Genomic DNA, 14406 nt, shown 5'->3' on the forward strand with positions numbered 1-14406 from the left:
TTGCGGCTGTTAGCGCAGCGACAATCAGCGCTCCGATTTTTCATCTGGCAGAATGCAGCCCGCAATTGCTGCCTCCAGTTCCACTTCATACTTCCTGCCGCGCGGCCAGTCCCGCGCCAGCGCCACGACCATTTCGCCATCCGTTGCCGCTGGCGCCAGCTGGTCGAACTCGTAGGCCGGGCGCTGCGGCGCCACCTTTACACATGGTGTAAATACAGGAACCTCGACGCGCACGGGAGTCGGGGGCGCGCTGGCGCAGCCGGCCAGCATCAATACAAGCATCCATTTCATTGCACGCCCTCCAGCAGCAGCCTGACGGCCGGCATAGCCTCGTCGCAGGTATTGGCGCGCGCGCCCGCGATCTGCGCCAGGGCGACGTCATACTTCTTGCCCTTGGCAGCGGCTGCCGCCTGTGCCGCCGTGCCGCGCTCCTGCGCCGCCAGGGTTGCCTTGGCCATGCCATCGATGGCGCGGTTTTGCTCGGCAATGGAGCTGCGCAGCTGCGCGCTGACGCCTTGCTCCTGCACCAGCGCCGCGCGCGCGGTGTCACGGTCGCCAGCTGCCAGCCACCAGCCCGTGCCAGTGGAGCTGGCCACCACCAGCAGCACGGCGGCCAGCAGGATGGCCGCCGCCTTCCAGATACCGCTGACGGCGCCGGCCGCCAGGGTGCCCAGCGCGCTCACGGCCGCACCTGCAAGATGCCAGCGCGCGTGCCGTGGCGGTCGATGGTGATGATGCGGTTGATCGGCTTGGCCACCATCTTTGTGCTGACGTGCACCCAGGTCAGTTCGTTGATGATCTGGCCGATGCCGAACTCGTCCAATTTCGGCAGTAACGCCTGGCATACTTGGTATGGCGTCATGCGCAGCGCCTTGAAGTCAGCAGCGCAGCCGCGCACATGATCACTGCCATCGCTGCTGCCGATGCCCCGATTCACGGGAATCGAGCGGTAGCCACTGATATTGGTCAGCGGCGTATCGATGCCGGTGCTGGCCGTCAGATAATTGCGGATGCGCTGCAGCATCTCGGCCGTACGCTGCAGTTCTGCCAGCACGACGGCCGGCGGCGTGTTGTCGGCACCATGGCGCGCCGCCCAGTCGGAGGCGATCAGTTCGGCCAGCGAGAAATTTTTACTCAGTTGCATGACGATCCCTTCCAGAACGATGAGCGCCGGTCGACGCAGACTAGCGCAGCGATGCCACAATGGAGCAGCACCTCGGGCCAGGCCGGTGTCACACCGAACAGCAGCACGGCGGCGGCACCGGCCGTGAGCGCTATCCACGTGATGCGGATAGGACTGCCCGTGCCAGGCCGCATGTGGTTGAGCTCGACGAACAGCCCTCGCGCCAGCACGATGGCCGCCGCCGCCATGTCGATCGAATACAAAATGTTCATGGCACGTCTCCTTTCTTGCGCAGCCAGGCGAATGCGGCCGGGATGATGACCTGGGCGCACAGGCCCAGGCCGGCTGCGGCTGCGATGCGGATACCCGATTCGCCGGCGCTCGACAGGAATGGGAAATAATTGGCTGCTGTGACGCTGGCCACCGGCGCGAACCAGCCGGCGATCAGCGAGGAGCCGATCACGCTGCCGGCGATCTGCGGGCCGCGCATGGGCGGCAGGTAGGACAGCGAAACTAGGCCGCCAGCCAGGCCGGCCAGCAGCGCGTCATACTGCACGCCCAGGATGGATCCGGTCAGGGTGATGGTGCCGGCGGCGATTGCAATGCCGACGGTGCTGCTTGCAGGTTCTGCCATATTGGCCTTTCGGGTTGGGTATGTGGGTGGATTGCTCTAGAGCAGCGGCTAGCGCTGACATTACGAGCATGGCTGTCTCATTTCTAGGGAAAGGTGAGACAGTATTTTTCTGATGGTGGAAATGAAAAAACCCGCCGAAGCGGGTTTGTGGTGGAGTGCTGCTGTGCTACACGACCTTGACCATCACATAGGCCCGGCCGTCCGGTTCAATCGAGATCACGCGGCCGACCGCGCGAAAGTACTGCTTCATGCTGAGGTCATCCTCGCGCACGGCAATGCCCTTGATCCCGGCACCGTCCTGCACAGGCACGATGTAGTCGCCTGGCTGGGCGCCCTGCACGTTGACCGGCACGCGGCCGGCGATGGCGATGCGGTCGACCTTCTGGCGCTCGACTTCCAGCGCCGCGTCGAAGGTGGCCATGGCCTCGGCGTCCTGCTGCACGGCGATATTGTGGGCGGCCAGCGCGGCAGTGTAGGTGGCCATCTTTTCCGCCCATTCTTCATCGGTGTCGCCGGGTTCCGTTACCACGTCCTCATATTCCGGTGGATTGGTGCCGGGCACGGGCTGCTGCGTGACCACATCTGTGCGGCGCAGGGGTTGGGTCGGCGCTGGTCCTGTCTGGGGCGACGGGCGCGGCCCCACGTCGTTGGCCCAGGAATCGCCACCGACAAATGAGGGTGCGGTCGATTTGATCGAGAACATGACGGCATCGGCCCACTTGTCCGTGACTTTGTTGTCGGCGGTGATGCCGACTATTTGACCGGGGGCGACGATACCGCAGATAGGGCTTTTGAAAATGTATTCGGCATAGTCATTGCCCATGCCGTTGATTGTGCCAGGTGCTCCTATGCTTCTTCCAGATGCGGCATTCTTTCCAACATACAACACAGTGCCGGCGTTGTTCCATCCTCCAAGGCCATCAGCCGCAAGAACAGCTATGCTTGGATTGGTCGCGCCATTCAGGCCAACGTACAAAATCTCCATACCTTGGCTGCCCGTTTTGCTGATGTTATGTCGACCTGCCGCCGCGTCAGTGCTGCCAGCTTTTAACAACGGCATATACACAAGGCCCGTTCCCCTGACGCTGAGCAGATCCGCGCTGTTGGTGTTTGAGCCTGTGTCATAAGCACTTAATGCCATTGTGTAGCCGTCTTTGGTCAGCGCGCCATTTCCGGCAGATACCTTCCAATTAAAAACGCCCGGATTTGCCGAACCTGTTATTCCGCCCACCCCGAGAGCCAGCATGGTCCGAAATGTCCCCGCAGCTACGGCGTTTTGTTCGCCACCAGCATTCAAAAAAGAGGTGCTGGCAGTACCATTCCCAACAAATATGGTAGACCGGAACAGGCTCGCAATCGAGCCGGTTGAAGTGCCGGCTGGTGCAATTCCCCGCCAGCGTGGTGGATAAGTTGTCGCATCGCCCGTGTCATAAACAACTGTTCCGGCAGGTGTTGCTGTTACAGAAACAGGCTGCGCGTATGTAGTGGCCGTATAACCCAGCAGGTTGAATGACGCCGATCCGAACGTGCCCGGCCGAAAATGCAAATACACTTCAAACGTTCCGTTCGCTTGCTGAAAGACAGCTATACGGGCATTAACTGCGACGGTTCCATTGAACGTCGCATCGTAATAAAAGCCACCCCGGACGCCCAGCATGAGCACGAACGGGGAACTGGCGCTCGCAGCCCAGTTATCATTCAATACCCCGTCAATGCGCAAATGTTGTGCATTACTGCCACCGTCAGCTGCAAACGTGGCAATCCGATACCAAAGGCCTGTCGGAGGGTTTTGGCCGATGAAGCTGTAGCCTGCTTTATTGGTCATCCCAACCGTCACAGGCCACGTAGTAGCGATTGAAATGCTCGGGTCTAACCATGCTGGATTCATATAGCCATTCGGCCCGCCAAGCGGCGACCGCCCCACCGCTGGCGCATACGATGCCACCACGGCGCCGCGCCCGGCCAACTCATTCAGGCGCCGGATCGTGTCTTTCTGGCCATAGTAAAAAAAGTCGCCCATTACAGTTCCTCGATTTCGATGTTAGTGGCATATGCCTGGTAATACGGGGTGGTGATGGCGGAATTGCTGGCGATGCGGCCATACACCTGGTGCGCCTGCTCGAGTTCACCGTCATCACTGTCTGGGTACAGGCTGATCAGCAGCGGCCGCGACAGCCCGTTGCCGCGCACGATGCGCCACAGCTCGGCCCGGTCCAGCGGCGTCATATGATCCAGTGCAAGCGACAGCTTGCGATACAGCGCACCGCGCCCGACCGTTTGGCCGCCAGCGCCATTGCGATACTGGGTGCTGGTGTCGACCGACGTGACGCCGGCACCGTACGAGGCGTTTTGCTCCGGGCTCCAGTAAGGGCCGATCACCAGGCGCGCCGCCTCGATGTAGCCTGCCGGGTTGTCCGGGTCGGCGAGGTCAATCACCAGCTTTTTGACGCTGCGCATCTGGAGCCAGCAGCGCGCATACGTGCCGCCGCCGTAGCTGAAGGCGTTCACGCCCAGCGGCAGCGCGCCCCAGTCCCACATGCCCAGGCGCGCGTACTCGCACGCTGGCACCGTGCCGGTATCGAAATCGGGCACGGCGTCGCCTGGCTCCACATAGCCGCGCACGCGGATCGTCGCCGTCGGCGTCAGGTTGCAAAATGGCAGCGCCACACCGCCGATGATCTCGGGCGTGGGCCAGGTGGCGGTGATGCTCAGGGCCAGGCCGAGCGAGCGCAGCACGTCATGCTTGCCTTCGCGCTGCAGGTTGGCCACGCTCAGCGCGCCGGCCTGGCTCGATGCCGTGAGTGCGGCACGGTCGGCGGCATTGTCATAAATGATTCGCAGGTTCGTCATCGGTTCAATCCTTGGATGCCTTGAGCAGAGCAACCGCCTGCGCATGGGTGATATCGACGCCGTAGCGCATGAGCAATACGGCGGCACGCTCCAGAGAAATGCCGCCGGCAGCCAGCTGTGCCCGGTAGCCGCGCACTTCGGCGCCCAGGCGGAAGCGCGCCGACATGGCATAACGCAACAGCCATGGCAACACGCCACAATTGCGCTGCTCGCGGTAATGCACCATCTCGTGCTGGAGCAGCGCGTCGTCGCCGCGCGAGGCCGGCCGCACCAGGATGAGGGGCCAGACGGTCATGGCATCGAATCTTGCGGGTATGTATCGGGTTGAAATAATCATGGTTATCCGCAGTGGTAGGTGCAGGCGATCAAACGGGTTTCTGATGGCGTGTTGAATGAAATCGGCTCGCGCGCCTTGGCGACCGTGTAGGAATGTAAAACGTCGTCCGCCTGGCGCATGCCCTTGCCAGGCATGCTGGACGTGGTGATGTAGTCGCCGGCCTTGATATCGCCGCCTTCGCCGCAGACATTGATCTGACCTTCGCCAACCGAGTTCAGGGTGATCAATTTGTACTTCTCAGCCATAAAAGCCAGACCAATGATGCCCTTGAGTGCTGCTGGCGGGTCCTCCGGGTCCAGCGGGCGCTGGCCAACGAAGACACCGATTACGTTTTTCTGCTGCGGCCTGGTGGTCAGCGCATTGATCGCAATCGTATTCGAGATACCGCCGTGGTGAGCAATGGCCAAATCGACCAAGATATCGCCCTGTAGTGGCTCAAAATTCAACTCGACCAGACCATCATGGCTTCCTGTAAATGGCCCGTAGTTGGCCCCAACGCCACCTGCATAGAAATCGTAGGCGCCGCCAGCACCAGCCGCCTCGATGCCATTGCCGTAGCGGCTCTCCGCAATAATGGCGGCCTTGGTACCACCATCCACTGCGACCTTGAGGCCAATGTAGCGGTCGCTGGTGATGTAGGCTCCGTATCCGGTGGTACTTCTGGCGAACAGACCAACCGAACTGGTGCTTTCCGCAGATATGCCAAATCCAGAGGTGGATCGGCCCGATAAGGCGGTGCCGCTGTTGCTAAACGCTCGAATTCCCTCCCTCGGATTCAACGAAGTATATGAGCCAACCGAAAGAATTGCCGGGCCAACCATACCCATCGTCACCAGCGGTTCAACTCCGTTGCCCCCCGCATCGCCATACAAAACCAACTGGTTCTTATCATTCTCGTTCAAGGCAATACGCTCGCCGCTAGCGGCCGTCCGCACCAGCCCCCCGGTGATAGTCGTGCCCAAAATCGTCACGCCCGTGATCGTTCCGGCCGTCATATTGCCGAAATTGGCACTGAGGGCCGACAGGCTGCCCACCTTCAGGTTCGACAGGTACGGCACGCCCCATACCGTATTGACCCCATCGTAGATGCCCACCGACTGAAACCATGCCTGGCCTGCCGCCGGCGCGGTTGTCGGCTGCGCCACCCAGGCGCGTGTCTCGTCCCAGGTGCCGGTGGCCGGATAGGCGGTGCCGGCGCGGGATACCGACGCCGGCGTCAGGTTGAGCGTGAAGGCATCCGCCAGTGTGTAGGCGATAGCGACCGATGCGCCATTGGTGCCATTCGCTCCGTTGGCACCATTGGCGCCGTTGCTTCCTGGCGTCCCGTTCGTTCCTGCATAGCCGATTGCCGCCACCGTTGCGGTCGACCAGTTGATCGGCGAGGTGGCGGCACCGGCGCCGTCGACCAGATTGACCGCGCCTTCGTACAGCGTGTATCCCAGCGCTGGCGCCGCCGGCTTGGTCGCGCTCCAGCCTGTCACCGGCACTGTGTTGTAACTGGCCGTCGCCCACGTCCAGATCGCGCTGCCCGTGATCGTCGGCGCGCTCGTCGCCCATTGGTAAGCGCGCGCGGTACCACTCTTCACGCCCGGCACACCCTGCGGCCCGACGGCGCCATTCACTGCGATTGATGCAATGGCGGCGTTCGCATAGCCGACCGTCGATACGGCGGTATCCCCCGCGACGGTCAACACCCGCGTAGCAGTGAATAATTGCAGCCCAGGCGTGCCAGGATTGGCCGGAACCGACACCGACCAGCCATCACTGACGGAATAAGTCGAATTGATGCCGGTGGCCCAAGTGTATTTCGTCACACCGCTTGGCACCGCTGGTGCCGTCGCCGCCCACTGGTACAGATATGCCGTTGCTGTTTTGCTGCCGGCCGCCCCCGTTACTCCATCGAAAGCCTTGGAAATGACCCGGCTTTGCGTGTACGTCACACCCTCATGGGAGATTTTTGCGGTCACGGTCACTGAACTCGCACCCATCGCCGTGAACGCCAGGCTGCGGGCGTTACCCGTGCCCGTCAACTCGCTGCCTTCGGTGGCGCTCCAGATGACCACGCCCGGAATACCGATCAGCTGCGCGCGCAAAATAATGGCCTCCGGCGAACCGATGCCGGTCTCCGTCACACGGAAGGCCTGCGTATCTGCTTGCAGAATCAACGCCTTGCCGGCACTGGGGTCGATATTGCGCGGTATTGTGCCTTGCAACATCGCATCACGATCATTCAAAACAACGCTCATACGAGAATTCCCACTTTGCAATGCGCACTTTCCCAGCTGGGAGCCAGGGAAATCACGATCCCAGGCACACCGGCTTCCATCCCGAAGCGCTGGTTATAGATCACGATGGGTTGGCCCAGCTCCAGCATAAGCATTTCCGGCAGCCCCTCGAACTCGTAGACCATGCGTGGAGACGACCACAGGGCCAGTTGGCGCGCCGCTTCGGCATCCGCATCAGCGCGACGCAGCAGCATCGTGTCTTGCTGGACTGGATCGAGCGTCTGGCGATAAATGGTGCGCACCGGGGCGTTCGTGCTCGTCGCTGTCAGCCATTCGGTTGCGAACAATTCCTTGTGCTGGGCGGGGATCGACGTTTGCAGGCCTGGTTGCAGGGTCCAATTTTTGCAGAAACCCAGCTTCACAGCCGCAACGACCTCGGGACGCACGGTCGGCTCCAGCGTGTCGCCCACAATATGTTCCGGACGGATCTCGGTCAGCGTGCCGGGGGCCGGCAGCGCAATCTGGATCAGGCGCAGCTGGCCAAGCCGTGACAGCGCCATCTGCGCGCCGACGCTGGCCGTGAGCGCCTCGCAGGCGCTGATCACATTGGTGCGGCCTTGCAGGTACAGGCCGACGGGCTGCTGGTGCGCTGCGTCGAATGCCGCTAGGCTGGCGATATCCAGATCGGCGCTGGTGAACCTGTCGGCCGCGCTGCCGTATCCTGTGACCAGGCGCTGCACCAGCGCCGCAATGGTGTTGGCGTAGGCGCCCGGCTTGTCTCCCTGCACCGATACGGTGATGGCGCCGACCGGGTTGGCATTGAGCGTCAATTTCCCCGTGCTGTTGACCGCCACGGCCGCCACCGGCAGGCCGTTGTCACGCACCTCAAAAATACTCTCGCACGCGCCGTCATGCACCTGGTACTGCAGCATGACCGCATCGACCAGCAAGGGCGTGATGTTGTGTACCTCGCCAAAGGACAGCGGCAAAACGGCGTCGGCATTCAGCGAACTGGCCAACTTGCTTTCAGTGGCCGGCGCGTTGAGGCGCTGCATCTTGTCGCGCAGCTTCAGGGCCAGCATGTTGCGTCCCTTCGGTGCGATATCAGCCACGATGCCGTTAAAGATCATGCGGAAGTCCGCCCTTGGCCAGCGCGGATCACCTATCCATGCCCGCACCGGCCGGTTCGTCCAGACGCTGCCAGCACCGAGCCAGCCGTCACGCTCGCCATTGGCGTTGCTCAACTCAATATCCCCGGTAGAGAGGCTGGCCTCGCCATCGAGCGACAGCTGCTCGCTAAACTGCACGCCCGTCGACACGATGGGTTCATAGGCGAGATTGGACGGCGTGTCGGCCGGACCAGTGACGAAAACGCCAGTGGACAAATACTTTGTCGTCTCCACACCCGAGACGCACACGGCCACCTCGATCAAAACCAGCGGGATCGCCAGCGGGTTTTTCAGCCAGGCCAAGAAATCTATATCGCTCATACTAATTTAGCCTTCATCTTTTCCGCATAAATTGGCGCCATAGCTGCCGACTTGGCACCAGCCACTTGCTTGATGGCGGCCTTGTCCGACGCATCGTAATTTCCCAGAATGATGTCGCCGGTTTGCTTGGCCTGATCGGCACGCAAGCCCCTGAGCTCTTCACGCGTTGCCTTGTTCTCTTCGCGCAGGGAGCGGATTTCGGCCACGAGAGCGTCCGTATTCCCGCCGCCCTGACTTGGCGCACCACCAAAATAGCGACGCATGGCGGCCGCTGCTGCGGCATCCACCACCACCTCGCCCTGGTGCAACTCGGCCGCATAACCGTTGAATGGCACACTGACCAGGCCGCCGGCATGGGAGCCATCGAACGGCACCCCCAGGCGGGTAGCGACACCCATCGCCGCCCGTAGCCCGTCGATGGCCTGCGCCACCGTCAGCACGCTGGCATTGACCGTGATTAGGCCCGACACCTGGGCCTTGAGCGCGTCCAGGCTGGCCTGCTGCATGTTGACCTGCGCAGCCGCATACTTCAGCGCCTCAGCATTGGCCGCCTGTACCAGGGCGTAATCTGCCGCATACTTTGTGCTGCTCGCATTCACCAGCTGGGACGCCGTCAGGAATGCCTGCTCTGCGGCCGACAGGCCCGATTGCGCTTCCGCATCGCCACCCCTGGCTGCCGCCAGCGTTTTCTCGAATTGCGCCCTTGCCTCGGCATATTTCTGCTCTGGCGTCAGGGTGGACAGATTGCCAAGGGCCAGGCCGGCACTCATGCTATTGAGGCTCGAAACCCAGTTCTTCACCTTATCGAGCGCACTTTGCGCCGCCGAGCTTTCGGCTTGGTAGGCACTGGTCAACGCATCCTTGGCGGTCACCAAAGTCTTGGCCGCCGCATCACGCGCGGCAGCCGCCGCTTTTTCCACCTGCACCTGGTCGAAGAGCGCCTTGTTGACGTCGGCGATGCCAGCGCGCTGGATGGCCAGCAACGCCGTTTCGCTTTTCGTCAATTCGTTGAGCTGCTGCTGCAGGTCGCGACGCTCGCTGGCAATCTCACTGGCGGTCTTGTTCGCTGCGGCCAGATCGCCCGTGGCACCGGCCAGCTCGGCCGCATAGTCCGCCGCCTTCTTGAACGGTTCGGCAAGGCCAATCAATCCCACATACATCGCCTGGCCAGCAGCCGTGTTCAGGTCCTGCGCCAGCACCAGGGCCTTGAACTGGTCGACAGTGTCCACACCCGATATGCCCAGCTTGCCCATGGCATCGTTCACCGATTTGGTGATTGGCGCCATGCGTTCGGCTTCGGTCAGGAAGTTTTCGACAAAGTAGCTGGTGCCGCTGGTCAGCGTCTCCAAACCGCCGGCCGCAGTGATCAGGCTTTCGCTCAGCGCCACCGCGCCCAGGCCGGTCGTATTGAAGGACTTGCCCAGCACAGCCAGCACGTCGGACACCTGGATGTAGTCGTTGGTCACGCGCACCAGAGTTTCCAGATAACCCTCGCCGACAGCCTGGTATTGCGCCAGGCCGGCCACGCCAAACTTGGCCATGTCGTCGCCCATTTTCGAGAACGCCGTCTCCAGGGCTTTCTGCTGCTCCTCGGCCGACAAGTCTTTCAGGCTAATTTTGCCCAGGTCCACCACGAACGAATTGAGGTGAGCATTGAACGCTGCACCACCCAGGCCCAGCACGTCGGCTGCGCTGCGGATGGTGTCGCCCATGCTGGTGATGATCATGGTGAACTGGTCGTTCATTTCGTCCGACAGCGCAGCCGTCTTCGTGCTGTTTTTGCTGCTGTAGCTGATGCCGAACGCCTTCTTTTTGACATTGATGTCGGCATACGCCTGGGCATCGAAGCCCAGCGCGTCGACGTTGCCCAGCGATGTGGCCGCGCCCGTGATCCCTGAGTCCTTGACCGACACGGACGTTTTGATCAATTTCGACACCACAAAACCGATGGCGGCGCCGATGGCCATGCCGATGGGGCCGGCGACTGCGCCCATCATGGTCAGGCTGCTGCCGATGGTGCCCATGGTCATGGCGCCGGCAATACTGCCGCCCAGCACCGCGCCGCCATACGTCGCAGCACCCGTCAACACGCCTTGTCCGACCTTACCCAACGTGGGCGTGCTGCCAGTGGTGATGCCCGCCGTCGCGCCAGCTCCAGCGGCGGTGATACCCGAGCGCGCCAGCAGGTTGCCCAGGTTACCGATGCCGGCCACCATCTGTTTCAGCGACTGGTCCATAGAAATGGTGTGCGCCAGGCCCAGGCCGGAGTTTTTCTCCATGATGGCCAGGCTGTGGGCGATCGATTCGGATTTCGCCGACGAGTCTCCCAGCACCGAGCCGGTACCGTTGGCAGCCTGGCGTTGTTCGGACAAGCTCACACTGCTACCACCCATGCCGCCCAGCATCTTGGCGCCAATGGCGACCACGGCCGCCAGCGTCGCGGCGCCGGCCGCCAGGTTGAGCGGGAACGGCAGGCTGGCCAAGGCCTTCACCACGGCAGTAATGCCCCAGGCGCTGGCCTCGGTCGCAGCCAGACCGGTGGACGCGGCCGTGGTCGTCGCCTCTCCGGTCAACTTGGTGGCGTTCAAGGTCAGATTGGCGGCAACCTCCGCTTCTTTGAAGAATATCTTTTTGACCATTGACTCGACGGCCATCGCCATTTCGTAGGCGCGGAAGGCCTTCTCAGTCGACTCCATCACCTTGTAGCCGACAGTGTTTTCCTTGAAAAAGCCTTTGGCTGCGCCGGCCATATCGCCATAGCTTTTGATCTTCGCCTGGGCACTTCCACGCGTTGCCGCGATCTCGGCTTTGGCGATCGCATCGGCGCTGCTTTTGGGGTCGGCTTTGACAGTAGCCAGTTGTGCGGCGATAGCCTGCTGCTGCACCGCGTAGCCAGAGAGCGCGGTCGTCAGTCCGCCGATGGCGCTGCCGACCTTCCCAAAGGACGCGGCCATGCCGTCGGCAGCGGATTTTGTGGCGGCATCGACGGCGGTTAGGATGTCGAGGAGCTCCTTGGCCTTTGCGACGTTGGAGCCCGTGTCAAGCGCCCCCAACGTGCCGGCCGTGGCCGCTTTTTCTTTTTGCAGGCCAATCATGCGCATCAGGTGATTAACTTCTGCCTCGTCCAGGTCAAGGTCCTGCGGGCCACGCCGAGCCAGGCGATCCTCCATACGGGCCAGGGTCAGCGCCTCAATCTGGGCTTTTGACATGCCGTAGGTAGCGATGGCTTGTTTATTTGCTTCGATCTCGTCGTAAGCTGCCGCGGCCTCTTGGTCACGACCATCCTTCAGTTCCTGGACGGCTTTTTTGACGCTCTTGGCTGAAAGAAGCTGTGCATCTTCGCTTGCGACTTGGGCGATCAGCACCCGGGCGCGTTCGATGTCGGCCGCATTCAATTTGGTTTTATCAGCCAGGATGGCGGCATTCAACTTAACCGTCATTTTTTGCGCGTCGGTCATATTTTCAAAGCCGAGCGCCTCCAGCTTATTGGCTTCCAGTTTCTCTTGAATAGAGGTCACCAATGACTTATAGGCATTCTCTTCCTGTTTCAGGGCAGATGCTGCGCCCTTATCAACGTATTTGGCCCGGACCATAACTTCAATGTCAGCTGGGATGGATCCAAATTTCGTACGCAACTCGGCAAGCTCGGCTTCCATTCGGTCTTTTGCAGAACCATTCTTCGCGCGCCAGTCTTTAATTCTGTCATTTCTGGTTCCCTCCTTATCCACCGTGCGCTCTTCCTGCGCATTCACAATCTTGCTTTCCAGCGCGTTGTAATCAGCGGTTAGAGTGACAACCAATCGAGCAAGTGATTCTTTGGAGCGCAATGAGAATCGGCCCACGCCATTCTGTGCATCTTCCATATTTTTTTTTGCCTTGGCCAGCGCATCTTTATCTGCATCATTGGCTTGTTTGGCTACAGGAACCGCATTTCGCAGGGCGTTACGCTCCTTCAGTTTGTCTATTTCCTTGTCCAGCCGATCAATCGCTTCCAATGTTGTTTCAGCTACAACTTCCGCAGTTTCCTTCGCGGCCGCCTTTGCCTTGTTGGAATAATGAGACCAGGCAATAGCAGCCGCGCCCAGTGCGGTAATGATGAGACCAATCGGCCCCCCCATAAAAGCCATAATGCCGCGCAAGACACCCATGGCCCTGGTGGCAAGGGTCGCCGCGGCTGCCTGGGCAGTCAAAGCCACTGTAGCTGCGGTGGTTGCCCTGGTGGCAGCAGTAGCAGCTGCGGCTTCAGCCGACATCGCCACGGCATGCGCTTCCGCTAGGGCAGTTGCGCGTGCTTCGGCAGGGATCAAGCCATTCAACGCGATGGCAAGCATCACCTCGCCTTCGGCTGCTGCAATGGCAGTGCGCAGCTCGGCAACCCTGGCGGTGGCCAGCGCTGCAGCGGCGCCAGTCGCCGTACTAGTCGCACGCGCCTCGGTCAGCTTGGCCGCAGCTGCTATGGCGCTGGCCTCGCTGGTCGTGACGGCAAGCGCCAAACTACTGGCCGCCGCTGCCTTGTTTGCAACCGTCGCAGCATAGGTGTCGGTGACCCATTTCCCCATCCATGTGCCCAATTTAGCGGCAGTGAGCGTCGTGATGGTACCCATCAGTATCGCCATGTTTTCCGACAAGAGTCGAATGCCGGTAGTCAGTGCAGATACAGTTCCGTTGGCCTGCGCTTTGACAGCCGTCAACTCCATGAACGCATCTTTAGCGACCGTGAGAGCACCGCCTATGGTGGCAATTTGCTTGCTCTCTTCGCGGAGCGATCCCAAAGCTTTTGGCAATACGTCTGCCATGATCTGGGACGTGATTTTTCCCTCGCCGGCAAGACCCTTGAGAGCGCCAATAGGCAGTCCCATACCGTCTGCCAGCGCTTTCATCAAGCGCGGCGCAGCTTCGTTGACAGCATTGAACTCTTCGCCGCGCAGGGTGCCGGAGGCGAAGGCCTGCGACAACTGCAGCTGGGCCGAAGCTGACTCCGTCGCCGTAGCGCCGGAAACCCTCAGCGCCAAGTTGACGGTTTCGGTGATGTCGGTAACCTGCTTTAGCGTCGTGCCCAGTTCGCGCGTGCCGTTGGCAATGCGCGCATACAGCGTTCCGGTGCCAGCCAAGGACTGCTGCGAGCCAGTAGCGATGCGTTTCACATCGGCGTAGGCCGCGTTGTATTCGTTCTGCGACACCGTCGCCAGACGTAGCTGGGCAGTGAATTTCGTATACTCATCGCTCATGCCGACGATGGCGGCCAGCCCCGTGCCCATACCGATGGCTCCCAAGGCGGCGCCAACCTTGTCGCTGTACGACGCGATATCGCGAAGAGAAGATGTCGACTGCGTGCGCAAGCGATTGAATTCCCGGATCGCCTGGGCCGAGTCGGCGGTAATGATTACGCGTGATTCATTTGCCATCGGTTTTCTCTCTCCAGGCGCTCAAGGTCGCCCGCTCCATACATTGAATTTCATGAAAAATACGCTCTTCGTCACGTCGCTTGACGCGAGCCTTGCGCATGACCACTTCCACGCCTGGATATGACAGGCCGGTTGCACCGGCCATACCGACCATCCATTGCGTGCTCATGGCTTGGAACAAGTTCCAGCTGGGCACGTTCTCGGGCCATAAGTAGAGCGCCTCGCTGATGACAGGTGCCCGCCGAATCCGCAGCCCCATCACTGCTGCCGCCTCTTCGGCCGCCTCGCGCCTCTGCTGTTCGTCCTCTTCAGATTCCACCAGGCCGAGCGCCACATGGCGCG

At 61.2% G+C, this 14406-nt stretch carries 12 protein-coding genes; all 12 read right to left on the bottom strand.

All coding sequences use genetic code 11. The features are described from left to right. Positions 1–24: 24 nt before the first annotated feature. Positions 25–291 carry a hypothetical protein gene (locus KY494_RS28950; protein ID WP_219889299.1) on the bottom strand — a complete coding sequence of 89 codons (267 nt, stop codon included), beginning with the start codon at positions 289–291 and terminating at the stop codon, positions 25–27. Continuing rightward, the gene (locus KY494_RS28955) at positions 288–683 is read right to left on the bottom strand and encodes a hypothetical protein (protein WP_219889300.1); all 396 of its coding nucleotides are present in this window, start codon (positions 681–683) and stop codon (positions 288–290) included. The genes KY494_RS28950 and KY494_RS28955 overlap by 4 nt, the downstream gene beginning before the upstream one ends. After that, positions 680–1144, bottom strand: coding sequence for a D-Ala-D-Ala carboxypeptidase family metallohydrolase (locus KY494_RS28960; RefSeq protein ID WP_219889301.1), 465 nt, complete (start codon positions 1142–1144; stop codon positions 680–682). Before KY494_RS28960 ends, KY494_RS28955 begins: the two co-directional genes overlap by 4 nt. After that, a complete protein-coding gene (locus KY494_RS28965; protein WP_219889302.1) occupies positions 1135–1395 on the bottom strand; it encodes a hypothetical protein in 261 nt (86 codons plus the stop codon). Before KY494_RS28965 ends, KY494_RS28960 begins: the two co-directional genes overlap by 10 nt. Further along, positions 1392–1757 carry a hypothetical protein gene (locus KY494_RS28970; protein ID WP_071077676.1) on the bottom strand — a complete coding sequence of 122 codons (366 nt, stop codon included), beginning with the start codon at positions 1755–1757 and terminating at the stop codon, positions 1392–1394. Before KY494_RS28970 ends, KY494_RS28965 begins: the two co-directional genes overlap by 4 nt. 166 nt (positions 1758–1923) lie before the next feature. Further along, the gene (locus tag KY494_RS28975; protein WP_219889303.1) at positions 1924–3777 is read right to left on the bottom strand and encodes a hypothetical protein; all 1854 of its coding nucleotides are present in this window, start codon (positions 3775–3777) and stop codon (positions 1924–1926) included. Beyond that, positions 3777–4607: a hypothetical protein gene (locus tag KY494_RS28980; protein WP_219889304.1), complete on the bottom strand. Its 831-nt coding sequence runs from the start codon at positions 4605–4607 to the stop codon at positions 3777–3779. The genes KY494_RS28975 and KY494_RS28980 overlap by 1 nt, the downstream gene beginning before the upstream one ends. A gap of 4 nt (positions 4608–4611) precedes the next feature. Next, entirely contained in the window at positions 4612–4902 is a 291-nt protein-coding gene (locus KY494_RS28985) for a hypothetical protein (protein WP_219889305.1), read from the bottom strand. A 44-nt stretch (positions 4903–4946) separates the two neighbouring features. Next, entirely contained in the window at positions 4947–7190 is a 2244-nt protein-coding gene (locus tag KY494_RS28990; protein WP_219889306.1) for a hypothetical protein, read from the bottom strand. Further along, positions 7187–8659 (bottom strand): hypothetical protein, encoded by a 1473-nt coding sequence (locus KY494_RS28995; protein ID WP_219889307.1) that lies wholly within the window; start codon positions 8657–8659, stop codon positions 7187–7189. Before KY494_RS28995 ends, KY494_RS28990 begins: the two co-directional genes overlap by 4 nt. Next, entirely contained in the window at positions 8656–14064 is a 5409-nt protein-coding gene (locus tag KY494_RS29000) for a tape measure protein (protein ID WP_219889308.1), read from the bottom strand. Before KY494_RS29000 ends, KY494_RS28995 begins: the two co-directional genes overlap by 4 nt. Continuing rightward, positions 14054–14398, bottom strand: a complete 345-nt coding sequence (locus KY494_RS29005) for a DUF1799 domain-containing protein (protein ID WP_219889309.1) — start codon at positions 14396–14398, stop codon at positions 14054–14056. Before KY494_RS29005 ends, KY494_RS29000 begins: the two co-directional genes overlap by 11 nt. Positions 14399–14406: the final 8 nt, after the last annotated feature.

This window comes from Janthinobacterium sp. PAMC25594 (assembly GCF_019443505.1).
Taxonomy (GTDB): Bacteria; Pseudomonadota; Gammaproteobacteria; order Burkholderiales; family Burkholderiaceae_D; genus Janthinobacterium.

Coding starts and splice junctions, on each gene's coding strand:
- KY494_RS28950 (WP_219889299.1), bottom strand. CDS start 291: ATGAAATGGATGCTTGTATTGATGCTGGCCGGCTGCGCCAGCGCGCCC.
- KY494_RS28960 (WP_219889301.1), bottom strand. CDS start 1,144: ATGCAACTGAGTAAAAATTTCTCGCTGGCCGAACTGATCGCCTCCGAC.
- KY494_RS28965 (WP_219889302.1), bottom strand. CDS start 1,395: ATGAACATTTTGTATTCGATCGACATGGCGGCGGCGGCCATCGTGCTG.
- KY494_RS28970 (WP_071077676.1), bottom strand. CDS start 1,757: ATGGCAGAACCTGCAAGCAGCACCGTCGGCATTGCAATCGCCGCCGGC.
- KY494_RS28975 (WP_219889303.1), bottom strand. CDS start 3,777: ATGGGCGACTTTTTTTACTATGGCCAGAAAGACACGATCCGGCGCCTG.
- KY494_RS28980 (WP_219889304.1), bottom strand. CDS start 4,607: ATGACGAACCTGCGAATCATTTATGACAATGCCGCCGACCGTGCCGCA.
- KY494_RS28985 (WP_219889305.1), bottom strand. CDS start 4,902: ATGACCGTCTGGCCCCTCATCCTGGTGCGGCCGGCCTCGCGCGGCGAC.
- KY494_RS28990 (WP_219889306.1), bottom strand. CDS start 7,190: ATGAGCGTTGTTTTGAATGATCGTGATGCGATGTTGCAAGGCACAATA.
- KY494_RS28995 (WP_219889307.1), bottom strand. CDS start 8,659: ATGAGCGATATAGATTTCTTGGCCTGGCTGAAAAACCCGCTGGCGATC.
- KY494_RS29000 (WP_219889308.1), bottom strand. CDS start 14,064: ATGGCAAATGAATCACGCGTAATCATTACCGCCGACTCGGCCCAGGCG.